Origin of the sequence: Erwinia sorbitola (genome assembly GCF_009738185.1) — a bacterium.
GTDB classification, from domain to species: Bacteria; Pseudomonadota; Gammaproteobacteria; order Enterobacterales; family Enterobacteriaceae; genus Erwinia; species Erwinia sorbitola.
Map to the genome: position 1 here is coordinate 4,541,229 of NZ_CP046509.1, position 25,538 is coordinate 4,566,766.

25 protein-coding genes are annotated in these 25,538 nt (G+C 51.6%); 15 read left to right on the forward strand and 10 right to left on the reverse strand.

All coding sequences use genetic code 11. The features are described from left to right. Nucleotides 1-147 precede the first annotated feature (147 nt). From cysE to GN242_RS20620, 5 genes are all read right to left on the reverse strand, one after another. Nucleotides 148-969: a serine O-acetyltransferase gene (gene cysE / locus GN242_RS20600; RefSeq protein WP_156288129.1), complete on the reverse strand. Its 822-nt coding sequence runs from the start codon at nucleotides 967-969 to the stop codon at nucleotides 148-150. A gap of 60 nt (nucleotides 970-1,029) precedes the next feature. After that, entirely contained in the window at nucleotides 1,030-2,049 is a 1,020-nt protein-coding gene (gene gpsA / locus GN242_RS20605; RefSeq protein ID WP_156288130.1) for an NAD(P)H-dependent glycerol-3-phosphate dehydrogenase, read from the reverse strand. Then, nucleotides 2,049-2,510, reverse strand: coding sequence for a protein-export chaperone SecB (secB, locus tag GN242_RS20610; RefSeq protein WP_154754128.1), 462 nt, complete (start codon nucleotides 2,508-2,510; stop codon nucleotides 2,049-2,051). Before secB ends, gpsA begins: the two co-directional genes overlap by 1 nt. A gap of 88 nt (nucleotides 2,511-2,598) precedes the next feature. Further along, complete coding sequence (gene grxC / locus GN242_RS20615; RefSeq protein ID WP_154754127.1) at nucleotides 2,599-2,850, reverse strand: glutaredoxin 3; 252 nt, start codon at nucleotides 2,848-2,850, stop codon at nucleotides 2,599-2,601. Nucleotides 2,851-2,868: 18 nt separating this feature from the next. After that, nucleotides 2,869-3,300: a rhodanese-like domain-containing protein gene (locus tag GN242_RS20620; protein ID WP_154754126.1), complete on the reverse strand. Its 432-nt coding sequence runs from the start codon at nucleotides 3,298-3,300 to the stop codon at nucleotides 2,869-2,871. 352 nt (nucleotides 3,301-3,652) lie between these two features. On the opposite strand from GN242_RS20620, the gene envC reads away from it, so the two are divergent. Together envC and GN242_RS20630 are read left to right on the forward strand one after the other, a co-directional pair. Further along, nucleotides 3,653-4,960 (forward strand): murein hydrolase activator EnvC, encoded by a 1,308-nt coding sequence (envC, locus tag GN242_RS20625; protein WP_154754125.1) that lies wholly within the window; start codon nucleotides 3,653-3,655, stop codon nucleotides 4,958-4,960. Between the two features lie 3 nt (nucleotides 4,961-4,963). Beyond that, a complete protein-coding gene (locus tag GN242_RS20630) occupies nucleotides 4,964-5,899 on the forward strand; it encodes a divergent polysaccharide deacetylase family protein (protein WP_154754124.1) in 936 nt (311 codons plus the stop codon). 63 nt (nucleotides 5,900-5,962) lie between these two features. On the opposite strand, the gene tdh is transcribed toward GN242_RS20630, so the two are convergent. After that, the gene (gene tdh / locus GN242_RS20635; RefSeq protein ID WP_154754123.1) at nucleotides 5,963-6,991 is read right to left on the reverse strand and encodes an L-threonine 3-dehydrogenase; all 1,029 of its coding nucleotides are present in this window, start codon (nucleotides 6,989-6,991) and stop codon (nucleotides 5,963-5,965) included. Further along, a complete protein-coding gene (gene kbl, locus GN242_RS20640) occupies nucleotides 6,988-8,199 on the reverse strand; it encodes a glycine C-acetyltransferase (protein ID WP_156288131.1) in 1,212 nt (403 codons plus the stop codon). The genes tdh and kbl overlap by 4 nt, the downstream gene beginning before the upstream one ends. 229 nt (nucleotides 8,200-8,428) lie before the next feature. On the opposite strand from kbl, the gene rfaD reads away from it, so the two are divergent. The 5 genes from rfaD (at nucleotide 8,429) to GN242_RS21805 (ending at nucleotide 13,552) form a co-directional block, all read left to right on the forward strand. Next, on the forward strand, nucleotides 8,429-9,364 hold the full coding sequence (gene rfaD / locus GN242_RS20645; protein ID WP_154754122.1) for an ADP-glyceromanno-heptose 6-epimerase: 936 nt from the start codon (nucleotides 8,429-8,431) through the stop codon (nucleotides 9,362-9,364). A 16-nt stretch (nucleotides 9,365-9,380) separates the two neighbouring features. Then, on the forward strand, nucleotides 9,381-10,427 hold the full coding sequence (rfaF, locus tag GN242_RS20650; protein WP_156288132.1) for an ADP-heptose--LPS heptosyltransferase RfaF: 1,047 nt from the start codon (nucleotides 9,381-9,383) through the stop codon (nucleotides 10,425-10,427). Then, nucleotides 10,428-11,396 (forward strand): lipopolysaccharide heptosyltransferase RfaC, encoded by a 969-nt coding sequence (rfaC, locus tag GN242_RS20655; RefSeq protein ID WP_154754120.1) that lies wholly within the window; start codon nucleotides 10,428-10,430, stop codon nucleotides 11,394-11,396. Between the two features lie 103 nt (nucleotides 11,397-11,499). Next, nucleotides 11,500-12,399, forward strand: a complete 900-nt coding sequence (locus GN242_RS20660; RefSeq protein WP_156288133.1) for a WaaZ-like lipopolysaccharide core biosynthesis protein — start codon at nucleotides 11,500-11,502, stop codon at nucleotides 12,397-12,399. Nucleotides 12,400-12,817: 418 nt separating this feature from the next. Beyond that, nucleotides 12,818-13,552: an O-antigen ligase family protein gene (locus GN242_RS21805; RefSeq protein ID WP_230320748.1), complete on the forward strand. Its 735-nt coding sequence runs from the start codon at nucleotides 12,818-12,820 to the stop codon at nucleotides 13,550-13,552. A gap of 50 nt (nucleotides 13,553-13,602) precedes the next feature. On the opposite strand, the gene GN242_RS20670 is transcribed toward GN242_RS21805, so the two are convergent. Next, nucleotides 13,603-14,715: a glycosyltransferase family 9 protein gene (locus GN242_RS20670; protein ID WP_230320747.1), complete on the reverse strand. Its 1,113-nt coding sequence runs from the start codon at nucleotides 14,713-14,715 to the stop codon at nucleotides 13,603-13,605. Nucleotides 14,716-14,984: 269 nt separating this feature from the next. On the opposite strand from GN242_RS20670, the gene galE reads away from it, so the two are divergent. After that, on the forward strand, nucleotides 14,985-16,001 hold the full coding sequence (gene galE / locus GN242_RS20675) for a UDP-glucose 4-epimerase GalE (RefSeq protein ID WP_156288135.1): 1,017 nt from the start codon (nucleotides 14,985-14,987) through the stop codon (nucleotides 15,999-16,001). A 50-nt stretch (nucleotides 16,002-16,051) separates the two neighbouring features. Here galE and GN242_RS20680 read toward each other — a convergent pair whose 3' ends face one another. Continuing rightward, nucleotides 16,052-17,014, reverse strand: coding sequence for a polysaccharide deacetylase family protein (locus tag GN242_RS20680; RefSeq protein ID WP_156288136.1), 963 nt, complete (start codon nucleotides 17,012-17,014; stop codon nucleotides 16,052-16,054). 174 nt (nucleotides 17,015-17,188) lie between these two features. Between GN242_RS20680 and rfaQ the strand changes: the two genes are divergently transcribed. Genes rfaQ through GN242_RS20695 form a run of 3 tightly spaced genes read left to right on the forward strand, consistent with a single transcriptional unit; the run spans nucleotide 17,189 to nucleotide 20,486 of the window. Further along, on the forward strand, nucleotides 17,189-18,259 hold the full coding sequence (gene rfaQ, locus GN242_RS20685) for a putative lipopolysaccharide heptosyltransferase III (RefSeq protein ID WP_374189871.1): 1,071 nt from the start codon (nucleotides 17,189-17,191) through the stop codon (nucleotides 18,257-18,259). After that, nucleotides 18,256-19,386 (forward strand): glycosyltransferase family 4 protein, encoded by a 1,131-nt coding sequence (locus GN242_RS20690; protein WP_154754114.1) that lies wholly within the window; start codon nucleotides 18,256-18,258, stop codon nucleotides 19,384-19,386. The genes rfaQ and GN242_RS20690 overlap by 4 nt, the downstream gene beginning before the upstream one ends. After that, nucleotides 19,383-20,486, forward strand: a complete 1,104-nt coding sequence (locus tag GN242_RS20695) for a glycosyltransferase (protein ID WP_154754113.1) — start codon at nucleotides 19,383-19,385, stop codon at nucleotides 20,484-20,486. Before GN242_RS20690 ends, GN242_RS20695 begins: the two co-directional genes overlap by 4 nt. A 22-nt stretch (nucleotides 20,487-20,508) precedes the next feature. Here the strand turns inward: GN242_RS20695 and GN242_RS20700 are convergent, their stop codons facing one another. Beyond that, nucleotides 20,509-21,543, reverse strand: coding sequence for a glycosyltransferase family 9 protein (locus tag GN242_RS20700; RefSeq protein ID WP_154754112.1), 1,035 nt, complete (start codon nucleotides 21,541-21,543; stop codon nucleotides 20,509-20,511). Nucleotides 21,544-21,838: 295 nt separating this feature from the next. Between GN242_RS20700 and GN242_RS20705 the strand changes: the two genes are divergently transcribed. The 4 genes from GN242_RS20705 to coaD all read left to right on the forward strand — a co-directional run bounded on the left by GN242_RS20705 (nucleotide 21,839) and on the right by coaD (nucleotide 25,526). Beyond that, nucleotides 21,839-22,840: a glycosyltransferase gene (locus GN242_RS20705; protein WP_156288368.1), complete on the forward strand. Its 1,002-nt coding sequence runs from the start codon at nucleotides 21,839-21,841 to the stop codon at nucleotides 22,838-22,840. A gap of 161 nt (nucleotides 22,841-23,001) precedes the next feature. Further along, a complete protein-coding gene (gene waaA / locus GN242_RS20710; RefSeq protein ID WP_154754196.1) occupies nucleotides 23,002-24,276 on the forward strand; it encodes a lipid IV(A) 3-deoxy-D-manno-octulosonic acid transferase in 1,275 nt (424 codons plus the stop codon). After that, entirely contained in the window at nucleotides 24,277-25,053 is a 777-nt protein-coding gene (locus GN242_RS20715; RefSeq protein ID WP_156288138.1) for a glycosyltransferase family 2 protein, read from the forward strand. Further along, a complete protein-coding gene (gene coaD / locus GN242_RS20720; RefSeq protein ID WP_154754110.1) occupies nucleotides 25,050-25,526 on the forward strand; it encodes a pantetheine-phosphate adenylyltransferase in 477 nt (158 codons plus the stop codon). The genes GN242_RS20715 and coaD overlap by 4 nt, the downstream gene beginning before the upstream one ends. The last annotated feature ends 12 nt before the right edge of the window (nucleotides 25,527-25,538 follow it).

Genomic DNA, 25,538 nt, shown 5'->3' on the forward strand with positions numbered 1-25,538 from the left:
AGGTAGAATTCACGCCTCTACCAAGGGCCGTCGGTGTCGCAGCAAGTTTGAATTCGGCCAGCGCGCAGCAACCGGAGCGTACACAGAGTACGTGAGGATTGCGGGCACTGCCCGGATTCAAAATCGCAAGTAAACCAGGCTAACCAACTAGATTCCGTCGCCGAATTCGAAGCCTGGCACCATGCCATTAAAATGCTGATCCATATCCATGGATGGCTTATCGCTATTCGGCTTACCGACAATACGTGCAGGAACACCTGCGGCAGTGGTATGCGGCGGTATAGGCTGTAACACGACCGAACCGGCCCCGATTTTTGCCCCGCGCCCGACTTCGATATTGCCGAGAATCTTGGCACCAGCGCCAATCATCACGCCTTCGCGGATCTTAGGATGGCGATCGCCACTGGTTTTACCGGTACCGCCTAAAGTGACAGATTGCAGAATCGATACATCATCTTCGATCACCGCCGTTTCCCCCACCACAATACCGGTTGCGTGGTCGAGCATAATGCCACGGCCAATTTTCGCCGCCGGATGAATATCCACGGCAAAGGAGACTGAAATTTCGTTTTGCAGATAAACCGCCAGCGCACGGCGTCCTTCATTCCACAGCCAGTGCCCTATGCGATAAGCCTGCAACGCATGGAAGCCTTTCAGGTACAAAAGAGGTGTGGAGTACTTATCTACCGCGGGGTCGCGCTGACGCACCGCCTGAATGTCACAGGCAGCAGAAATGATCATTGATGGATCCTGCCGATAGGCATCCTGAATCACTTCACGGATAGCGATCGCTGGCATGATCGGGTTAGCCAGTTTATTGGCCAGCATGTAGCTCAGAGCACTGCCCAGGTCATCATGCTTGAGCAGAGTAGCGTGATAAAAGCTGGCCAGCATCGGTTCACAGTCGGCCAGCGCACGCGCTTCGGTCTTGATGTTATCCCAGATCAGTTCGGGTTCTACACACGGCATGGCTCTCTCCCAATTAAAAATGGCGTCCGATCAGACGCCACATGCTACAACACGCCCGGTTCAGCTCCCGCTGTTTTCGTCCTTCCTTGTGCGACCGAGCAGACTTAATGCTGCCTCGCGTGCATTTTTTCCGCAATAGAGAACCTGATAAATCTGCTCGGTAATCGGCATCTCCACACCAAAGCGCGCGGCCAGGGCCTTCACTTCTTTGGTGTTACGGAAACCTTCAACTACCTGACCGATGGTCTGCTGGGCACCTTCAACATCAGCACCCTGCCCCAGCATCATGCCAAACCGACGGTTACGCGACTGGTTGTCGGTACAGGTCAGCACCAGATCGCCCAGCCCCGCCATGCCCATAAAGGTGGTGGGATCGGCACCCAGCGCAGCGCCCAGACGGCTCATTTCGGCAAGGCCCCGGGTGATCAGCGCGGTACGCGCATTGGCACCAAAGCCAATGCCATCCGACATGCCAGCGCCGATAGCGATGACGTTTTTCACCGCCCCGCCCAGCTGCACGCCGATAAAATCAGGATTGTTATATACACGGAAGCTTTTGCCGCAGTGCAACAGTTGCTGTAAGTCTTCAGCGAATACCGCGTCCGTTGCCGCCAGGGCTATGGCCGTTGGCAGACCGGCTGCCAGCTCTTTCGCGAATGTCGGCCCGGAAATCACCGCCAGCGGAATAGCATCGCCCAGGATTTCACGCGCCACATCTTGCAGCAGACGTCCGGTTTCTTTCTCCAGACCTTTCGTCGCCCACACCAGACGTGAATCGGCACGCAGATGTGGCTTAATCTGCTGGAGCACATCACCAAACACATGGCTGGGAACCACCACCAGAAGATCACGACTGGCAGCTATCGCCGCGGCAAGGTCGGTTTCAAGATGAAGCGTATCCGGGAAAGGGACATCAGGAAGGAAAGCGGTATTACAACGGTCAGCCTGCAACTGAGCCTGGTGTTGGGGGTTATGACCCCACATCACCACTTCGTGACCGTTACGGGCCAGCGTAATCGCCAAAGCGGTGCCGTACGAGCCGGCACCGATGACGCTCATGGATGCATGAGAGCTATCCATTAAGCATCCTGCTGAGGAGCTGCACCTTCTGACTGCTGCAAATAGTTCATAAACAGCGCGTCAAAGTTAACCGGTGCAAGGTTCAGCTGCGGGAAGGTGCCACGGGATACCAGGCTGGTAACGCATTCACGTGCATACGGGAACAGAATGTTCGGGCAGTATGCACCCAGACAATGTGCCATCTGAGATCCTTCAATGCCGCCAATGGAGAAAATACCTGCCTGCTGCACTTCGCACAGGAATGCGGCATCTTCACCTACGGTTGCCGTGACAGTCACGCGCAGCACGACTTCATACACGTCGTCTGCCAGCTGGCTTGACGCGGTATCCAGATCCAGTTTGACTTCAGGCTCCCACTCTTTCTGGAAAACCTGTGGCGCGTTTGGCGCTTCGAAAGAGATATCTTTGGTATAGATACGCTGGATCAGGAATGACATCTCGGTATTGTTCTGTTCTGACATGGTACATAATCCTATTAGGTTAATAATCCGTTACTGTGCTGCAGCAATAGTCAGGCAATATGCGCCGTAATATATGCGCAGCCTTTCCTTATTTTAACAACGGGCTAAGACCGTCACGAGCCTCAAGTGCAAAGAGGTCGTCACAGCCGCCGATGTGCTGTGCATCAATAAAAATCTGTGGAACCGTGCTCCGGCCGCTACGTTTTATCATCTCTTCACGCAGGGAAGCATCCCCATCAATTGGGATTTCCTGAAAATTCACTCCTTTCTGACTCAGCAGCGCTTTCGCACGGTGACAGAAAGGACAGGTCGCTTTGGTGTAGATCTCAACGTTTGCCATGCCAGAACCCTCGTTTTTTTATTTACCGCGAACCAGCGGCAGGTTATCGCCACTCCAGCCGGACACGCCATCTTTCAGTACGTAGACCCGCTCAAATCCTGCTGCATTCAGCTTATTTGCCGATTCAGATGCAGAAGTTCCGGTTGCACACACGACGATTACTGGCTGCGCTTTATGTTTTTCAAGCTCACCGAAGCTCTCTTTTTTAATATCTGCGGCCAGTATATTCATCGCGTTAGAAATATGGCCCTTGCGGTAATCGTCGCGTCCACGCACGTCCACTACCACGGCATCTTCTTTGTTAATTAAGCGGGTTGCTTCACCGCGGCTAATTACTTTTACTTTGGAGAACATGCCCTTAACGGTGGTCACGACCACCAGAACCAGCAAAGCGACCCACGCCAGACCTAAAATTGTGTGATTGCCTGCAAACTGCATAATATCTTGCATGAGGTGTAACAACTCCCGAAAGGGTTAATAAGCGAAAAACAAGGCTTCTGAGTATACCTGCCAGGAGTGTCATGTACAGTCGAGAAGCCCTTCAGAGTTGTGTTTTCTGCGACAGATTACAAAAAAAAGTTGCCTTAAGTGAAAACGGCTATCCTGTGATGGCATTGCAGCTAAGTTAAGCGGTTAAATGTTGCGCAATAATGTGTTTTCACACGCTGCCATCGGATGTCTGATCCACTGCTTTCGAGTGATTGCTCACGCAGGAAAAAGGCGGTGACTGTTACTGTCAGTAATAGAAAACCATTCAGAGATGGCTGGTAAGCTGCTGTTCATCGTGGAATAATCCAAACATATGAGGGAAAAAGCGACAGTGTTACACCCAAGGACCCCGCGTTATGCATCGGCTGTAGTGTCGCCATCACGCGCAAGCTTGTCCGCCCTGGCCGTCAGTGCGCTTTGCACCGGAGCATTGCTGTTCTCTTTTTCTGCCCTGGCGGCAGAAGATAACAAATCACAACTGCAATCGATTCAACAGGATATTGCCGCTAAAGAGAAAAGCGTGCAGTTGCAGAAGCAGCAGCGCAGTCAGCTGCTCGACCAGTTGCAGAGCCAGGAAAAGATTATCGCGCAGGCCAGCAGGCAGCTGCGCGACACCCAGAGTAGCCTCACCACGCTCAATAAAGATATCGCCAGCCTTAACGCATCCATCAGCAAACTTCAGCAGCAGCAAACGCAGCAGGAATCCATTCTGGCGCAGCAGCTTGATGCCGCATTCCGTCAGGGTCAGCATAACGGATTACAGCTTATTCTTAGCGGGGAAGAGAGCCAGCGCAGTGAGCGTATGCTGGCTTATTTTGGTTACCTCAACGACGCACGGCAGAAATCGATTGAAGCGCTGAAACAGACTCGCAGCGATCTGTCAGCACAGAAAGCCTCGTTGATTGATAAGCAGGCTGAACAGAAGTCGCTGTTAAGCCAGCAGCAGAGCCAGCAGCAAAAACTGGAAGGCGCACGTCAGGCCCGTAAAAAAACCCTCACCACGCTAGAATCTTCGCTGGAGAAAGACCAGGCGCAGCTGGTTGAAATGCGCCAGAACGAAAGCCGCCTGCGCGACAAAATTGCTAAAGCCGAACGGGAAGCTAAAGCGCGTGCCGAGCGGGAAGCACGTGAAGCCGAGAAAGTCCGCCAACGCGAAGCGCAGGCAAAAAGCAAAGGCAGCACTTATAAACCGACCGACAGCGAGCGTTCACTGATGTCGCGTACCGGCGGTCTTGGTCAACCGTCGGGTCAGGCAGTATGGCCGGTTCGGGGAAGTATTGAACATCGTTTTGGTGAGCAGTTACAGGGTGAACTGCGCTGGAAGGGGCTGGTGATTGACGCGCCTGAAGGTACCGAAGTGAAAGCTATTGCCGATGGCCGTGTTTTGATGGCTGACTGGCTGCAGGGTTACGGCCTGGTGGTGGTGGTTGAGCATGGTAAAGGCGATATGAGTCTGTACGGCTACAATCAAAGTGCCCTGGTCACCGTTGGCACTCAGGTGCGTGCCGGGCAGCCTATCGCGCTGGTCGGTACCAGCGGTGGGCGTGGCACACCTTCACTCTATTTTGAAATCCGCCGTCAGGGACGTGCAGTCAATCCACTACCGTGGTTAGGAAGATAAGTTTTGTTTCAAAGCCGAAAACTCAGCGGCCTGCTGGTCGCACTGCTTTTATCCGCTCCGGTCTATGCAGGCAAGCTTTCAATTGTCATTGATGATTTTGGCTATCGGCCTGCACAGGAGAACCAGGTATTGCAGATGCCCGCGGCTATCTCGGTCGCAGTATTACCCAATGCCCCGCACGCGCGTGAAATGGCAACCAAAGCCCACCAGCGCGGCCACGAGGTGCTGATTCACCTGCCGATGGCCCCCCTCAGCAAACAGCCGCTGGAAAAAGATACCCTGCGCCCGGATATGTCCCTGGAAGAGATCACACGCATCATCCGGGAAGCAGCAGCTGATGTGCCGTTTGCAGTTGGCCTCAACAACCATATGGGCAGTGCAATGACCTCCAGCCTGCCGGGCATGGAGAAAGTAATGCAGGTGCTCGATCACTATAACTTCTACTTTCTCGACAGCATGACTATCGGTAACAGCCAGTCCAGCCGGGCTGCCGCTGGCACCAGCGTGAAAGTCATTAAACGCCGGGTGTTCCTGGACGATACCCAAAACGAAGCGGATATCCGCCAGCAGTTTACTCGCGCAGTACGTCTGGCGCAGCGTGATGGTTCAGCGATTGCTATCGGGCATCCTCATCCTGCAACCGTCAAAGTCTTGCAGCAAATGCTGCCCACGCTGCCAGCCGATATCACCCTGGTGCGTCCAAGCCAGCTGCTCAACGAGCCGCAGCGCATCAACAACAAGCCACTGCCACCAGACCACAAACCTCAGCCGGTAAAACCGCGTAATCCGTTCCACGGAAGTGAAGTGTGTAAAGTGACCGTACAGCCGGTACCTGCAACTCGTGCGCTGGAGGTGATAGGCGAAAGCATCAGCGACAGCCCGCTGGTACAGAGCCTGGAGAAAGACCTTTCCGGCGTGAAATTCGATTTCGGCCAGTAACACTGCGTTCAAACCGGGGTCAGGAATGACTGGCCCCGACAAAAACAGTCGATGTCACCTGGATTAGCTCCAGTCGAGGATTACTTTCCCCGAACGCCCGGAGCGCATCTCATCAAAGCCCTGCTGGAAATTATCAATGTGATAGTGGTGGGTGATCACCGGTGACAGATCGAGACCAGACTGAAGCAGCGCGGCCATTTTGTACCAGGTTTCAAACATCTCCCGGCCATAGATACCCTTGATAAACAGCCCCTTGAAAATCACCTGATTCCAGTCGATAGCCATCTCTGACGGTGGAATGCCGAGCATGGCAATGCGCCCGCCGTGGTTCATCACTGCCAGCATTGAACGGAAAGCCTCAGGAACGCCGGACATCTCCAGACCAACATCAAAGCCTTCCGTCATTCCCAGCTCACTCATCACCTGAGACAGGTTCTCTTCATTGATGTTTACCGCACGTGTCACGCCCATCTGGCGCGCCAGCCCCAGGCGGTACTCATTCACATCGGTGATCACCACATGACGCGCACCAACATGATGACAGATAGCGGCAGCCATTATGCCAATAGGGCCAGCGCCGGTAATCAGCACATCTTCGCCCACCAGGTTAAACGAGAGTGCCGTGTGAACAGCGTTGCCGAAGGGGTCAAAAATGGCTGCCATATCATCAGAGATATTGTCAGGGATTTTGAAGGCGTTAACAGCGGGGATCGCCAGATATTCGGCAAAGCATCCCTGCCGGTTTACACCAACACCGATTGCGTTACGGCAAAGATGCGTACGCCCCCCACGGCAGTTGCGGCAGTGTCCGCAGGTGATATGCCCCTCGCCGGAGACACGGTCTCCGATGCTGAATCCCACCACTTCCTGACCCATCGCCACGACTTCACCGACATACTCATGGCCGGTGATCATGGGCACCGGAATGGTCTTCTGTGACCACGCATCCCAATTGTAAATATGCACATCAGTGCCGCAGATCGCTGTTTTGCGGATCTTGATCAGCACATCGTTATGTCCTGGCTCCGGGATCGGAGCATCCTCGATCATCCAGATCCCGGGCCGGGCGTGAAGTTTTGCTAAGGCTTTCATTGTGCTTCTCCCTGTGGGATCACACCCAGTTCCTGTCCCACCCGCCGGAAGGCGTTGACCGCCCGTTCTAACTGATCCTGAGTATGGGCGGCTGAGATCTGCGTACGGATCCGCGCCTGCCCCTTCGGCACTACCGGATAACAGAAACCGGTGACATAGATCCCTTCCTGCTGTAAACGGGCGGCAAAATTCTGTGCCAGCCGCGCATCACCCAGCATTACCGGAATAATCGCATGGTCTGCCCCTGCCAGAGTGAAACCTGCTGCGCTCATGGCCGTGCGAAAATAGTTTACGTTGTCCCACAGTCGCTGCCGTAAACCCTGCCCGTCAGCCAGCAAGGCCAGTGCCTGCCGGGATGCCGCAACTATTGAGGGTGCCAGTGAGTTAGAGAACAGATAGGGCCTTGATCGCTGCCGCAGCCACTCCACTACCTCTTGTTTCGCGGCGGTATATCCTCCAGAGGCGCCGCCCAGCGCTTTTCCCAGGGTACCGGTAATAATATCGATCCTTCCCATCACCCCGCAGTGTTCATGACTGCCGCGTCCCAGATGCCCCACAAAGCCAACGGCATGAGAATCATCGACCATTACCAGCGCCTGATAGCGATCTGCCAGGTCGCAGATACCCGCCAGGTTGGCGATTACACCATCCATAGAAAACACACCATCGGTAGCGATCAGGATATGGCGGGCACCCTCTGCCTGTGCCTGCTGCAAACAGGATTCAAGCTCTGCCATATCATTATTGGCATAGCGATAGCGCCGGGCTTTACACAGGCGGATACCGTCAATAATCGAAGCATGATTCAGCGCATCAGAAATTACCGCATCTTCCGGCCCCAGCAGCGTCTCAAACAGTCCGCCGTTGGCATCAAAACAGGAGGAGTAGAGAATGGCATCTTCCATACCGAGAAACGCAGCCAGCTCCTTCTCCAGCTGGCAGTGGCTGTCCTGAGTGCCGCAGATAAAACGCACGGAGGCCATACCAAATCCATGGCTGTCCATACCTGCTTTAGCCGCAGCAATCAGCGCGGGATGGTTGGCAAGGCCAAGGTAGTTATTGGCGCAAAAATTAAGCACTTCGCTGCCGTCAGCCAGCACAATTGAAGCCTGCTGTGCGCTGGTTATTTGCCGTTCATGTTTAAACAACCCTTCCCGTTCAGCACTGCTCAACTGTGCCTTAAGCTGCTGATAAAATTCCTGATTCACTTTTATCCTCCCAGTTAGATTTCTTGCGATACAGATAACTGAAAGTGAAGCATATGGGCGATGATATGCGCGGAATAATCTATTTTCTGCCGCATAAATCACGGAAAATGGCTTTTATACCCTTTCGTTACAGACTCCTCTGGCTGTCGACATGGCGATGAGATGTTATGATATGAACCATTAGCGAGTGGAACCTCCTGTTTCACCCCATTGTTTAGGGTTAGAGCTCATGATTATCGTCACTGGCGGCGCTGGATTTATTGGCAGCAACATCATCAAAGCGCTGAATGATAAGGGTCACACCGATATTCTGGTGGTGGACAACCTGAAAGACGGCACTAAGTTCGCCAATCTGGCGGATCTGAATATCGCTGATTATATGGATAAAGAAGACTTCCTGATCTCTATCCTGGCGGATGAAGACTTTGGCGGTGATGTTGAAGCGGTATTCCATGAAGGTGCCTGCTCCTCCACCACTGAGTGGGACGGTAAATACATGATGGATAATAACTATCAGTATTCCAAAGAGCTGCTGCACTGGTGCCTCGATCATCAGGTGCCGTTCCTGTATGCCTCCTCCGCAGCCACATACGGCGGGCGTAATGCAGACTTTATCGAAGAGCGTCAGTTCGAAGAGCCGCTAAACGTATACGGCTACTCCAAAATGCTGTTCGACCACTACGTGCGTAATATCCTGCCAGAAGCGCAGTCACAGGTTTGTGGCTTCCGTTACTTCAACGTCTACGGCCCGCGCGAAGGCCACAAGGGCAGCATGGCGAGCGTGGCATTCCACCTCAATACCCAGTTGAATAACGGCGAGAATCCAAAACTGTTTGAAGGCAGCGATGGATTTAAACGCGACTTTATCTACGTGGAAGATGTGGCCTCCGTGAACCTGTGGTTCTGGGAAAATGCCGTATCCGGTATCTTCAACTGCGGAACGGGCCGTGCTGAATCATTCCAGGAAGTGGCTGATGCCGCACTGAAATATCACCAGAGCGGTGAGATTGAGTACATTCCATTCCCGGAAAAACTGAAAGGCCGTTACCAGGCGTTTACTCTGGCAGACCAGACCAAACTGCGTGCAGCAGGCTATGACAAGCCTTTCAAAACAGTTGCTGAAGGTGTTGCAGCCTATATGGCCTGGTTGAACCGTAACGCGTAAGAGGCACTGTCCGGGAATGAAAATTCTGGTTATTGGCCCGTCATGGGTCGGCGATATGATGATGTCACAAAGTCTCTATCGCACCCTAAAAGCCGAACATCCCGATGCAGTCATTGACGTGATGGCACCAGCGTGGTGCCGTCCGTTATTGTCACGGATGCCGGAAGTGAATCAGGCAGTGGCGATGCCGCTGGGCCACGGGGCGCTGGAAATTGCCGAGCGTCGCCGGCTGGGGAAAATGCTCAAGGCCAACGGCTATGACCGTGCCTTTGTGCTGCCCAACTCGTTTAAATCCGCCCTGGTTCCCTTTTTCGCTGATATCCCACGCCGTACCGGCTGGCGCGGTGAGATGCGTTACGGATTATTGAACGACCTGCGCAAGCTTGATAAGAGCGCATTCCCATTGATGGTACAGCGTTATGTAGCGCTGGCGTACGATAAGACGCGTATTCACAGCGCCAGTGACCTGCCACAGCCTCTGCTATGGCCGCAACTAGCCGTACAGGATGCAGAAAAACAGGCCGCAATCAGCGCCTTCGGCCTTGCTTCCGGACGCCCGATGATTGGCTTCTGCCCCGGCGCAGAATTTGGCCCGGCTAAACGCTGGCCACATTACCATTACGCCACCCTGGCACAGCGCCTGATCGACCAGGGCTACCAGGTTGTGCTGTTTGGTTCAGCAAAAGATCACGATACCGGGCAGCAGATTCTGGCAACACTTGCGGATGATTCACGCCAGCACTGCCGTAATCTGGCCGGAGAAACCCAGCTGGAGCAGGCGGTTATACTGCTGGCGGCCTGCGATGCCGTGGTCAGTAACGATTCCGGCCTGATGCATATTGCCGCAGCACTGAACCGGCCGCTGGTAGCTCTCTACGGGCCAAGCAGCCCTGACTTTACCCCACCGCTGTCCGATAAAGCCCGCGTGATACGTTTAATTACGGGTTACCATAAAGTTCGCAAAGGTGATGCCGATGAAGGATATCACCAGAGTCTGATTGATATTACGCCAGAACGGGTCATGACCGAGCTGGAAACGCTTTGCCCACGACCTGGAGTCTGAATGCGGGTTTTGATTATTAAAACATCCTCAATGGGGGATGTACTGCACGCATTACCCGCTCTGACCGACGCTATGCACGCGATCCCTGGGATTCGCTTTGACTGGGTGGTAGAAGAGGGTTTTGCGCAAATTCCCTCCTGGCATCCGGCAGTGGATCGCGTTTTGCCCGTGGCGATTCGCCGCTGGCGTAAACACTGGTTTGGCAGCCAGGTGCGTGAAGAGCGAGTGGTATTTAAACGCGAGCTTCAGTCTCGGGAATACGATGCAGTCATCGATGCTCAGGGGCTGATTAAAAGTGCAGCCCTGGTGACGCGTCTGGCAAAAGGCATTAAGCATGGTCAGGACAGCCGTAGCGCCCGCGAGCCATTTGCCAGCTGGTGGTACGACAAACGTCATGACATCAGTAAGCAACAGCATGCCGTACAGCGTACCCGCGAGCTGTTTGCTAAAAGCCTGGGATATGCGCTGCCATCAACGCCAGGCGATTATGCTATCGCGCAGCACTTTACTCAGGAGCTGCCCGCAGACGCTAATCAATATCTGGTGTTTTTGCACGCAACGACGCGAGACAACAAACACTGGCCGGAAGATCACTGGCGCGAGCTGATAGGTTTAATAGAGCCTTCAGGATTAAAAGTTAAATTACCCTGGGGTGCAGAGCATGAGCATCAACGCGCACTGCGGCTGGCAGAGGGGTTTGACTTTGTTGAAGTGCTGCCTAAGCTGACGCTGGAGAAAGTTGCCTGTTACCTTGCCGGTGCCCGCGCTGTAGTGTCGGTGGATACCGGGTTAAGCCACTTAACCGCAGCGCTCGACCGGCCGAATATTACCCTGTACGGCCCGACCGATCCGGGACTGATTGGCGGATATGGAAAGAATCAAGTGGTGTTGCTTCCGGCTGAGTCGAAAGATATGGCGGCCATTAGCCCGCAAATGGTTATGCAAAAACTCGTCACAATTCTGCCGTAAAATCCCATAAATCGGCCATCTGTTGCAGATGGTTTTTTTATAGAATTTACATACTCAGCAATGCCGGGAAGTGGTCACACGAAGTGAGGACACAGCAGTAAACATGGGAACATTTTTCAAACAAATCTATCGGTATAGTCATTCGCGCCGTTTTCGTCATAACGAAAATCTTTGGCCGTATGTCAAAATCAAACGAGCCAGTGAAGGCCATATTAGCAGCCTCAGTGTCCGTGGACAGCCGGTAGCAATCGTAAATCTTTCCGATATAGCGCGGAAATACTCAGGGGATCTGCTGCTGATTGCCTCCGGCCCCTCAGTGAATGAAACGGATTTCTCCCCGTTGCAGCATTTGCCCGCAATGGGGGTGAATGGCTCATGGTTTATGCATGATAAAACCAACTTCAAATTCTTCGTGATTGTTGATATGACCTTCATTGACCAGCGGCAGAGCATGGTCAAAGAAATGATTAATGATCCTGATATTCTGTTTTTCACCACGGTTCGCGGTGTGGTGAAAGTTATTGAATACTTTGGTTACTCAGCTATTCGCTGTCAAATCGCGATTGTTGAAGATGCCTGCTTTAAAAGCTTCCAGCCCCAGGTGCTGACAGAAGAAATCCATCAATCTTACCAGGATGAAGAGAGCGTCAGCTTCTGTAAAACAGATCGGAATATTGCCTTTTTTAAAGATATCCGCAAAGGTGTGTTCGATGCAGGAACCGTAGCGCACTGGGCATTACAGATTATTCAATTTATGGGATTCAGCAGAGTCATTATCGCTGGTCTGGATATGAATAATTTTCAACAACCTCGTTTCTATGAAAATGAAAATGACAAATCACCCTGTGGTCTTGAGCAACAATTTTCAGGTTTAATAGAGCCTGCATTCCGACACGCCAGTCAGGTATTAAAAGAGAATTCCATCGAAGTTTTAAATCTCTCATTGAACAGTGCGTTAGATAGCAGTATTTTTAAAAAGGTAAAGCCTCATGATGTCTGCTAAGAATAATAATTTGATAATAAAATCAATGATATTCTTTTATGCTGCTTTTTTATTTTTAATGCCACTCCTCGGTGGGCTTGGGAAAGTCAATAATACGTTTCATATTGCTTTAATACTTTCTGTTGTTTTTTTACTCTCCAATAAAAACATCCGAAAGAAAATATTCAGTTCAGCAGAGATAAAAACTGGCTTAGTCATAACCTCTATATTTCTTTTTTACTACTCTATAAGCGGTCTGTGGAATGCGAATTCTGAAACACTGGTTTCAGACCTGACCCATAGTGTTTATATTATTTTCTTTATGGCTATTTTTTATATCATAAGTTTTTATAATAAAAAGAACCTTATGCTGGCCATGGTTTTTTCATCAATTGTCATTCTATGTTTATTGACTTTCTTTTATGTCAATAAACACACGTTGCTGCATAATCGCCTTGAAAGAGCCTTCCCGCTGGCACCGGAAAACGTGATAGATATGGCTGGCTACTTTGGTGTCGGTATCTTTTGCGGGCTGATTCTGCTGCGAGAAACCGGTAAAAAATGGCTCTACCTGCCCATTGCGATGCTCTTTGTCGCCATTCTGCTTACGCAAAGCCGTGGCCCGCTGTTCTCACTGATTATTGCACTGGCCCCGATGATGTTGTTAATCAAACGATTACATCGCAAAGACTGGTTAATCATTGGCCTGATCTTACTGGCGATCGGGTTGGGCATGGTATATACCAACAGCTTTGACGTTTTAATTGCGCGTATACAGAACAGTTACTCACAGAGTTTTGTTCGTTTTGGTATCTGGGAAAATGCACTGAGCTATATACAGCAGAAACCGTGGTTTGGCTGGGGCTTTGGTCAGGAGCTAAACTTTGTGAACGAAATCGGGCAGCGGGTTCATACCACGCACAGCCTCTATTTCTCTTCATTGCTGAAAGGTGGCATTGTCGGTGGGCTGATGCTGCTGGTGGTGATTGGTTACGGTTTCTATCTGGGATGGCAGCATATTAAAGCGCACCAGGCGCTGGAAGCATCAATGTTTCTCTTTGTCCTGCTGTTTTATACCACTCAGGGGATGTTCCTGATTGGTAATCCTGGCACATCGTGGGTGATGTTCTGGCTGCCACTGGCTATTATTATGGTATTACCTAAACGGCAGTAATCACCGGTAACCGTTACGCCGATATCGGGTCGACGTAACGGTTATTGTTATTAAGCTGATACTAATTGAGTAATCTTTTCCTGCACCGCTTCTGCACTAATTTGCTCTAACGGCTGGCGGCTGTCAGGCCGTATTTCATCCAACTTCATAATCATATGCAGCTGCGGATCCTGATAAGGCCCGGTGTGTTTAGGCTCTGCATCCGCATAGAGGCTGACGGTAGCGGTTTGCAATGCAATGGCAAGATGAAGCGGGCCTGTGTCTCCTGTCACTAATACATTCAGCCCGTCGATTAGCGTCAGCAGCTCCACCAGCGAAGTTTTCCCCACTTTATTCTCCACGAGGGAAAAAATCTCAGGCCCCACCAGCTGCTCAAACTCAGCCACCAAACCCCGATCTTTGGGGCCGCCAGTGAGTACGACCTGGTATTGATCATCCTGGCACAGCAAGCTGGCTAACTCGGCAAAACGCTTAACCGGCCAGCAGCGTTTAGCTTCTGAAGCCCCCATCTGAAAACCGATACGAATTTTACCCCCCGGGTTTTCACTGGCACGCCAGGCAACCGGAATATGCATGCGACAATCGTCATTACGACATCCAAGCGGGGTGAGCAGATCTAGCTTACGTTGAATCAAATGTCCGTTATAAGGCCTGGAATAGAGATTCAACCAACGATCCATCAGCGGGCTATCGACCCGATACTGATCGCGGATAATGTATTCGCTGTTGGACAACACAGCACATAGCACGTCATAAGGCATATAAGAATGCAGAATCACCGTAAGCTGCGGCTGAAAGCCACGCAGAGACTTAATCAAGCGGTGCGCATTTCGAATCTTATTATCCCAGTAAAAAACCTCATCAAACCACGGGCTGGGATCGACTAACGGGCCGTTTTTCACACTGGATACAAGGACGAACGAGGCTTGAGGATATCGCTGTTTCAACGCAAAGATGGCAGGCGTGTTAAACATCAAATCGCCCAGCGCGGTAGTCGAAAAAATCGCTATACGCTGAAATTCCATTTCGGCATTCAGGGGTTTATTTTTTTTCAGGTGGCGGGAGAAAAAGGTATATAACGTTAATGCCCGGTTAATCCACTTTACTTTAGATTCCTTCATTACACCACTCAACTTTTTCTTATAAAACACTTCCAGACTCATACGCTGGAACGGAATTAAACCTGTCTGCTTTTAAAGTAAAACAAGTTCACTAAGCTAACCTGGGGGTAATACAGATGGCCCGCATGATAGCACTGTTTTTCGCGAGTTACGACGTGAAGGATAGGCTCAGAAAGGCCTGAGAACCGCCCTGTCCGCAGTGCCTGGCGTATTGCACTTACCGTCTTAATCCCGCAGTATATTGCTTAATATTAAAACGTTGGCCCAACGACGGATAGTCACGTCACACATTAAACGGAGTGAGAACCTGTATGGCAATTCTGATAACTGGCGGGGCTGGCTATATCGGTTCTCACACCGTGATGTCACTGCTGGAAAACCAGTATGACGTGGTGGTACTGGACAATCTGGTCAATGCATCCCCGATCGCCCTGGAGAGAGTGGAACGTTTAACCGGCTGCAAAATCACGTTCTATCCGAATGATATCCAGGATCGCGAACAGCTGAGATCGATTTTTGCCCAACATGACATCTCCGCAGTTATCCACTTTGCTGGTTTGAAATCCGTTAGTGAGTCCGTCGCTAAACCTCTCGAATACTATCAAAACAATGTTGCCGGCACGCTGATCTTGCTGGATGAGATGCGTGCGGCGGGCGTTCACGACTTTATATTCAGCTCTTCGGCGACGGTTTATGGTGCGCCGGAATCGACACCGCTGCGTGAGACCTCCAGAACTGGCGGCACAACGAATCCTTACGGTACCTCCAAGCTGATGGTTGAACAGATCCTGCTCGACTTCGCCAAAGCCTGCCCGGATTTTGCAATCACCATCCTGCGTTACTTTAATCCTGTGGGCGCCCATGAGTCAGGCCTGATTGGGGAAGATCCGAATGGCATCCCGAACAACCTGATGCCGTATATTTCTCAGGTTGCCAGTGGAAAACTTCAGCGCCTGTCAATTTTTGGTGACGACTACCCCACCCCAGATGGAACCGGTGTTCGCGACTACGTCCATGTAATGGATTTAGCGGAGGGCCATTTAAAAGCGCTGCAACATATCCGGCAATTCCCCGGAGTCAGCATTTACAATCTGGGAACAGGCGTTGGCTATTCCGTACTGCAAATGCTGAAAGCATTCGAAAAAGTTTCAGGCCGCCCGGTGCCGTACCAGATTGTTCCACGCCGGGAGGGTGATATTGCCGAATGCTGGGCTGATGTTGAGCAGGCAAGCAAGCACCTGGGCTGGAAAGCCCGGCGTGGTCTCGATGAGATGATGCGGGATGCATGGAACTGGCAGGAAAAAAACCCTCTCGGCTTTCAGAGCTGAAGCAGCCACTACTCAGCCCTGACAGCGGTGTGTACAGGGCTATAAATAAGCTATAGCGTGCTGATTTTGCTCTGGTGGTACTCTGCCAGAGTTTTTCCCACTGTGCGTTCAGCAAGCCAGCTAAATAACTGCTCCAGATCCTGATACAAACGCTCAATATGCTGTTCTGTCGAAAAAGTCGGGCTGCCACCAGGCATAAACTCAGATGAGTGCAGCATAAACTCAACATAGTCATGCCCCTCATCCAGCGACTGCTGCGCAACTCGTTTCATCATCTCGACATTGCCGCCAGAGGGGCGCAGCCAGTGTACCGAAGGCGATCGCCGCTTTCCGCGCAGGCGATCATAACCACTCTTCAGCGCATTCATTAAGCCTGAATGTTTGTACTGGATCGTCATCGGCACTTCCAGCAGTGGCGACGCTCCTGCACGAGCGATATTTTTTTCATCAATAAAGTAAGCCTGTGAGGGAAAATCGCGATAGTTCGTGCCGCCTTTTCCCGCCGGATCGCCGGGTGAAAACTGCCAGTTAACCTTTGGCGTCACAGAGCAATCAACCACATAGCCAAACTCAATTAACAGTGCCGCATAGTACTCATTAAAAGCCCAGCGCCCGGCGCGATGACTCAGCATTTTCGTCTGGAATGTCTCCTCCAGCAGCCGGGTCATAAATTCAACTTTGCTGCGGATTTGTGCAGCAGGGTACTCAATCAAATAGGGCTTATGCCGCCAGTCGTCTTCTGTCAGAGGCTCCAGCGGTGGGCTGTTCCAGGCGTGCAGATGCATGCCAACTTCGCCAGCATCGCGGGCGATAACATCACGGGCAAAAGCGACATAGTCACTGTCCATCGCCATCTCATAGTTGGTGAGATAAACCGGCTTAAATGCATACTTCTCACACAACGCCTGAAAGCGCGGCAAATAATGGGTATTTTGAGTCGAAATACGATCGTGGTTTTCCCACAGATTATCGCCCTCGGTATCAATGGTAATGATGAACGCTGGTTTAGCCATGGTTAGTGAACCTGAATTGTGCTTTTAACCCTATGTTACGCAGCCCGTTTCGTCAGAGCAAATGACTTCGCTGCCAATATGCCCCAGGCCCGAATGCGCAGAGAAAACAGAGCAATGCTAGCCACACTGACATTGCTCCTTTAGAATTCAATTCCCGTTTCCCGGAAAAAAAGCATCATGAATTCAGCACCTGTTCCACTGCCAAAGCGCATTTTGGTTATTAAACTACGCCATCATGGCGATATGCTGCTCACGACCCCGGTCATCAATACTCTGAAGCAAAACTGGCCGCAGGCGGAAGTTGATGTACTTCTGTACCACGAAACCAGAGAGATGCTGTCAGCAAACCCGGCTATCGCCCGGCTGATGACCATTGACCGGCAGTGGAAAAAACAGGGTGCCGCTGTACATTTGAAACATGAATGGCAGCTGATGCAACAGCTTCGCGCTCGTCAGTATGATGTTGTTATCAACCTTGCTGACCAATGGCGCAGCGCCCTTGCTACGCGCTGGACGGGAGCCAGGATCAGGCTCGGTTTTGACTTTCCCAAGCGTCGCGGCGCGCTGTGGCGTTTTTGTCATACGCAGCTGGTGCCCGTTACAGGACACGGCAAGCTGCATACCGTTGAACAAAATCTTTCGCTGCTGGAACCACTGGGCAACCTGCAAACCTCATCTCAGGTCACTATGAGCTATAACGCCAGTGACTGGGAGCACGTCGAGGGCTTACTGGGTCAGCAGGCCGTACCGAATGATTTTATTGTGGTTCAGCCAACATCCCGATGGTTTTTCAAATGCTGGACGGAGGCCAAAATGGCCGCCACCATCAGCGCACTGCAAGCCAGCGGCTATACGCTGGTGCTCACCTCTGGCCCTGATAAACGAGAGCAGGAAATGGTGGCGAATATTCTGGCACAGTGCCCTGAAGAGCGGGTGATTTCCCTGGCCGGCCAGCTCACTTTGCGTCAGCTGGCGGCGTTGATCGACCATGCGCGGCTGTTCATCGGCGTGGACTCGGTACCTATGCATATGGCGGCGGCACTGAGCACTCCCTGTGTGGCACTCTTTGGCCCGTCAAAACTGACCTTCTGGCGTCCCTGGCAGGTACAAGGCAAAGTCATCTGGGCGGGTGACTATGGCGCGCTGCCGGATCCTGACGATATCGATACAAAAACCGATGAGCGTTACCTTGATCTCATCCCCGTCGAGGTTGTGATCAATGCAACAAAGGAGCTGTTGTCATGAAACCATTTCGTCTGGCCCTGGTAAGGCAAAAATATCGCCCGGATGGCGGTGCCGAACGCTTTATTTCGCGTGCGCTGCTGGCACTTGAACAGCAGAACCTCGAACTTAACGTCATTACCCGCGAGTGGCAGGGTGAAGTCAATCCAGACTGGCACATCCATTTATGTAACCCACTGAAACTGGGCCGCATCAGCCGTGAGCGCGGCTTTGCCAGAGCGGCAAAAGCGGTATGGCTGCGTGAAAAGTTCGATCTGGTACAAAGCCATGAACGTATAGCCGGGTGTGATATCTATCGTGCCGGAGATGGCGTCCATCGCAACTGGCTGCATCAGCGAGCGCGACTGCTTCCCTCGTGGCGTCATCCACTTCTATTTAACAGCCCTTATCATCGCTTTGTGATGCAGGCAGAGTCCGATATGTATTCCGCGCCTGAGTTAAAAGCGGTGATTTGCAATGCCGGGATGATAAAGCGGGAAATCGTTGAGCAATTCCATGTGGACGCAGAAAAAATCACCGTCATCTATAACGCTATCGATCACCATACGTTTTATCCCGCAGATATCGCGGTAAAGCGTCAGTTACGCGAGCAGTATCAACTCCCGGCTCAGGCACACTGCCTGATCTTTGTCGGCTCCGGGTTTGAAAGAAAGGGACTGGCCGCTGCAATACGAGCGATTGCCCCCACCGATAGCTATCTGATGGTTATCGGCCGCGATAAAAACGAGAAGTCCTGGCGTGCTCTGGCCAGCTCTTTGGGCTGTGAGGCCCGTATTCGATTTATGGGTATGCAAAAAAACACCCTGCCGTTTTATCAGGCGGCAGATGGCCTGCTATTGCCCACACTGTACGATCCCTTCCCCAACGTTATTCTGGAAGCGATGGCATGCGGGCTACCCGTTATTACCAGTACAACCTGCGGCGGTGCCGAATTTATCACCAACGGTGCCAATGGCTTCGTCACTGATGCCCTTGACGTCCCTGCGTTGACGGCTGCTGTTCAGCAGTTACCGCGTGAAGCGCTGGATTCCGCTATGGGTAGCGCTGCGCGTGAAAAGATCATGCCCTATAACCCGTCAGCTCTCTCCTCGCAATTGATCGACCTTTATCAAAGAGTATTAACTCAATGAAGAACCATATTCTGTTTATCATCGATGGCCTGCCCGGTGGCGGAGCGGAAAATGTCACTCTTACGCTGGCAAAGGGGATCGCGCTGCGTGGCTATGCCGTCACACTGCTGTCGTTAAGCGACCGCCTTGATTATGAGATCCCCGGCGAAATTAATTATATTGTTGATCGCGACAAGGGAAAAAAAGGTCCTTTCCGTAAGCTGTGCGAGCTGAGAAGACGCGCTGCCTCGCTGGATAGCTTATTGCCCGAACTGTTCCGTCAATATGGCAAACCCACGCTGGTGATAAGCAGCCTGCACAAAACCGATCGTATCGTGGTGCGTTCCAGCGTGCTCAATACCTGTAATCTGTGGTTCTGTGTCCACGGCATGTTCTCACGATCTTACCTCGGTAATAAAACCGGTTTTAGCCGCTGGCTGAAAACACGAAAAATAAAAAAAGTTTACCAAAACCGGAGCATTATCTCTGTTTCAGATGCCGTAGGTGAAGACCTGATCAACAATGTTGGGCTTAAACCATCGGCGTTGATGACCATCTATAATCCCTTCCATCTGGACGACATCAGGGCGCGGGCGGGGCAAAGCAATCCTTATGCCCATGAGACCTATATTGCGCATGTGGGCCGCTTTCACCATGTGAAAAGGCATGACAGGTTATTAGAAGCGTTCTCGCTGGCTAACCTGCCATGCAAACTGATCATCGTCGGGCAGGGTGAAGACGCCGTGACCCGCACGATTCAGGATAAAGTTTCACAGCTAAACCTACAGGACAGAGTGATCTTTACAGGCTTTACGAAAAACCCGCTCCCAATCATTAAAGGCGCAAAAATGATTGCGCTGAGTTCCGACAGCGAAGGTTTGCCGTCCGTCCTGATTGAAGCCCTGATTTGCCATACACCTGTTGTCAGTACCGCCTGCCCCGGCGGAGCATCTGAGATTATGACCGGTGAACTTCAGCCTTATCTGGCAGAGCTAACCAGTGCATCTCTGGCCGAGAAAATGCGTAAAGCATGGGATACGCCGCCACATATTAGTGAAGAGATGTACCATAAGTTCAGCTATGACATTATTATTGACCGGTACTTATCATTGCAAAAATAATAAGTACCGTTGACGCTATAAATTAATTCAGCGCAATATCTTTTATGTGTTGCGACTGAATTTTTTCCCACACCTCATCAACCGTGATATCAAAACATTCGCCGGATTCAGTTTGCAGAATTTCATACTCACCCGTCCACGGGTGCCACTCATCCACGCTGGTATCACCAAAAAATACTACCTGCTTTTTATTCATCGCTGATGCCAGGTGCATCTGTCCGCCATCGCTGCAAAGGAGATGCTCACATTTTTCATAGGCCGCCACCAGCTCGCGAACCGACGCGGTGGGGTACAGGGAAACCCTCTCATCTTTACATGCCGCCAGCAGCTGTTCAGCACGATATTGATCGCCAATATCATCCGGTTCCAGCGTTCCCTGAGGTGACCAAAAAATCAATACACTGCCGCTGTATTCCCGCAGGTAACGCTGAATAATTTCTGTATAGCGCTCCAGCAGCCAGCGACGCTTTTCACTGCGGCTACTGATATGTACCGCCAGCCCGATAGTTTGACCCGGCTGTAAAGCAGCAATCCGTTCTGCGGCAGCTTCACGCTCCTGGTCAGTTAACCAGATGCGCACCGGCGGGATAGCAACCTTCCTGTCGGTAATGGCCGATAAATAACTGAAGGTACGTTCAACCTGATGTTTACCATGAAAGTCTTCCCGACGAAACGGGACAGTGATAGCGCCATCGCCATCTGTTGCACCAACGATATTTTTAGCGCCAATCATTTTGGCCATTCTCAGGCTATATTTACATGGCCTTGGATTAGCCAGAATAACCGCATCAAATGCAATGTGCCGCAATTTTAAAATTATTTTTATACGATCGAAATAAACACCAACTTTCGTTTCATTTTTGGTTTTGTGTTTTATCTTACGATATATAAAAGTAGTGTGAATATAAGGATTATTTTTGACCACATCATGGCTGACAGTGTTGATTAATAAATAGACATTCGCATCAGGGTAGGCAATTTTCACCCCTTCAATCAGCGGGGTAGTACAGACCAGATCGCCAATATTATCGCGGCGAATTATTAAAATATTCTTCATGGCTAACCTGCTGGCGAAAAATTCGCCCGTATCAACATACTGGAGTTCCGCCCAAAAACAGCATCACTCGCCTAAAGACCCTCCTTATCCATTTGATAAATTCTCCTCCCCCACAATCCGCTTCGCGGGTGGCGGCAAAGCTATGCCTTTAACACCACTGCTCCCTGACCTCTTCAGACACCGGGATCGCACGAATTGCACACTTAAAATCAAAAAAAATCCATAGGATCTACTAACCTTTGTTAACTGTTTGAAATCTCAACGGATTGGAATTTTCGAGGAAAGGATATTGCCTGTGACCCAAAGCCCTCTGCTGAGTGTCGTTGTACCTCTTTACAATGCAGGGGAGCTATTTGCTCCTTTTATGGCATCTCTGCTGGCACAAACTTTCGAAGATCTTGAAATCATTATTGTTGATGATGGTTCAACGGATGGCTCAGGAGAGCGTGCAGATGAGTATGCTCGCCAGAAAAGTAACATCACTGTTATCCATCAGGAAAACGGTGGCGTCTCCTGCGCCCGAAACACTGGTATGAAACACATCAGGGGAACCTATGTCACCTTCCCCGACGCAGACGATATCCTTGAGCCAGACCTGTACAGCACCTTAATGGCAATGGTCAGGACTGACGATCTGGATGTGGCACAGTGCAACGCATTACGCACCAGTTCATTATATGGCCCGGGAACCATATTAATTCCTCTCAATCGGCTTCGTTCAACTCAGATTATGAGCGGCACATCCTGGTTGGATCGTGCTTTAAAAACCCGTCGTTATCTGCACGTTGTCTGGCTGGGTGTTTACCGCGTTTCTCTGATCAAGCAGGCAAATTTGCAGTTTGTTCCAGGGCTTCATCATCAGGACATACTGTGGACAACCGAATTTATGCTCAATGCCCGTCGGGTACGTTATAACGAGCGCGCCCTTTATCACTATCTGCTGCATTCAGAATCCATTAGCAACCGCCCAAGAGTGGGGCAGCCTAACGTTGAGTACCAGCGCCATTATTTGAGGATTTGCCAGCGCCTGGAGGAATTGAATCAGCAATACAGTCATTCCGTTAAAATCCATCGCTCATTTCATGCCCAGATTTTTCGTGAGGCGCTGATTGTTTGTCATGCCATTCGCCGCGAACCTGATGAGGCCGCCAGACAGGCGATGATTGCTGATTTTTTAGCAACCGACACCCTTTCCAGGATGCGGCGCAACGCGCGTGGACTGAAGCAAAGATACCATCTCCTGCTCTGGCATTATCGCTTGTGGTGGTGGCGAAAATCCGCTCAGGCGCACACCTGACCGGACAATTACCCTTGTCATCATAATGTGCTTTTAGCAAACCTATGCTCAAGCCATGAAGTAGTGTGAGCAAGCCTCACTTATCTGCTAACATGCCGCATTATTTCTCTTTTTTCGGCTATCCCTGGGCACAAGTCTCCGTTCAACTGAAAAGCAATGTGATGATTACCATTTATACCGCTCTGCTGTATCTCATTCAGCCTCTTATCTGGCTGCGCCTCTGGCTGCGCGGCCGGAAAGCCCCTGCTTACCGCAAACGCTGGGCTGAACGTTATGGATTCTGCGCGGGGAAAGTGCAGCCTGACGGTATTCTGCTTCACTCGGTATCGGTGGGTGAAACTCTGGCCGCTATTCCTCTGGTGCGCGCACTGCGCCATCGCTACCCTAATCTTCCGATTGTTGTCACCACCATGACGCCAACAGGCTCGGAGCGTGCCAGCTCGGCCTTTGGCAAAGACGTTCACCACGTCTATCTCCCCTATGACCTGCCCGGCGCAATGAACCGTTTCTTCGATACGGTGCGTCCGCGACTGGTGATCATCATGGAAACCGAGCTATGGCCTAATATGATCACCCAACTGCATACGCGCAAAATTCCGCTGGTGATCGCCAATGCTCGTCTGTCTGAGCGTTCCGCAAAGGGTTATGCGAAGATCGGTAAATTCATGAAACATCTGTTGCAACGCATCACTCTGATTGCCGCGCAAAATCAGGAAGATGGTGAGCGTTTCATCAGCCTTGGCGTAAAACGTTCGCAGCTGGCGGTCACCGGCAGTCTGAAGTTTGATATTTCTGTAACACCAGAGCTGGCTGCGCGCGCCATCACACTGCGTCGTCAGTGGGCGCCACGTCGCCCGGTATGGATTGCCACCAGCACCCATGAAGGGGAAGAGAGCATTATTCTTGAGGCGCACCGTAAGTTGCTGGAGCGTTTCCCTAACCTGCTGCTGATTCTGGTGCCACGCCACCCGGAGCGTTTCGATACCGCACGTGTGCTGACGCAGAAAGCTGGTTTCAGCTATACCATGCGCAGCAGCGGTGAAATTCCCTCAGGCAGCACTCAGGTAGTGATTGGCGATACGATGGGTGAGCTGATGCTGTTATACGGCATCGCCGACCTGGCCTTTGTTGGCGGCAGCCTGGTTGAGCGCGGCGGCCACAACCCGCTGGAACCAGCGGCCCATGCTATTCCGGTACTGATGGGGCCACACATCTTTAACTTTAAAGATATCTGCGCACGCTTGCAGCAGGCCGATGGGCTGATTACCGTAACCGATGCCGACTCGCTGGATAAAGAGATTGGCACCCTGCTGACAGATGAAGATTACCGCCTCTACTATGGCCGGCATGCCGTAGATGTGCTTCACCAGAATCAGGGAGCATTGCAACGCCTGTTACATTTACTTGAACCTCATCTGCCTCAGCGGAATCATTAAATGAGCACTCGCCAGAAACTGTCGGTAGTGATGATTGCCAAAGATGCAGCAGACCTGCTGCCAGAATGTCTTGAGTCAGTCAGCTGGGCAGATGAGATTATCCTGCTCGACTCCGGCAGCAGCGATGGCACGCCGGATATTGCCAGCCGTCACGGTGCAAAAGTCTTCCACTCTGAGGGATGGCCCGGATATGGCAAACAGCGCCAGCAGGCGCAGCGCCATGCCAGCCACCCGATGATTCTGATGATCGATAGTGACGAACGCGTCACCCCTGAGCTGAAACAGGCTATTGAAAAGGTTCTGGAGCAGCCTCCCTCCCCGGCGGTGTACAGCATTGCGCGGCGTAATCTGTTCCTCGGCCGTTTTATGCGCCATAGTGGCTGGTATCCGGATCGCGTCACCCGCCTGTATCCTCGTCACTATCAGTACAACGACAACCAGGTGCATGAATCACTGGAAACGGCACAGGTGAAAGCCACCCCGCTGCACGGCGATCTGCTGCACCTGACCTGTCGTGACTTCGCTGCATTCCAGTGGAAACAGTTCGCTTACGCAGAAGCCTGGGCTAAACAACGCCATCAGCAGGGGAAACGTTGCGGTATAACGGCCATTTTTGGGCATACAGCCGGAGCATTTCTGAAAACACTGGTGCTGCGTGCAGGTTTTCTTGATGGGAAACAGGGCTGGTTACTGGCCGTGGTGAATGCACAGTATACTTTTAATAAATACACGGCCCTCTGGGCTCTTAATCACGCATCCAGGAACGGCAGACTATGAGCACCAAAGCCATCTACCCCGGTACCTTTGATCCGATGACCAACGGCCACCTTGACATCGTAACCCGCGCTGCGCTGATGTTTGATCACATCATACTGGCAGTGGCGGCCAGCCCGAGCAAGAAGCCCCTGTTTTCACTGGAGGAGCGCGTTGCACTGGCAAGCGAAGTGGTGGCACATCTGCCAAACGTCAAGGTAGTGGGCTTCAGTGACCTGATGGCTAACTTCGCCAGAGCGCAACAGGCCAATGTGCTGGTACGCGGACTGCGGGCGGTCTCAGATTTTGAGTATGAATTGCAGCTGGCGCATATGAACCGCCATCTGCTTCCCACTCTGGAAAGCGTATTTCTGATGCCGTCCGAAGCCTACTCCTTTATTTCATCATCGCTGATGAAAGAGGTGGCGCGCCACGGAGGGGAAGTCGAAGCGTTTCTTCCGGCCCCGGTATACGAGGCTCTGAAAGCGAAGCTCTGAATGAGGAGCGGC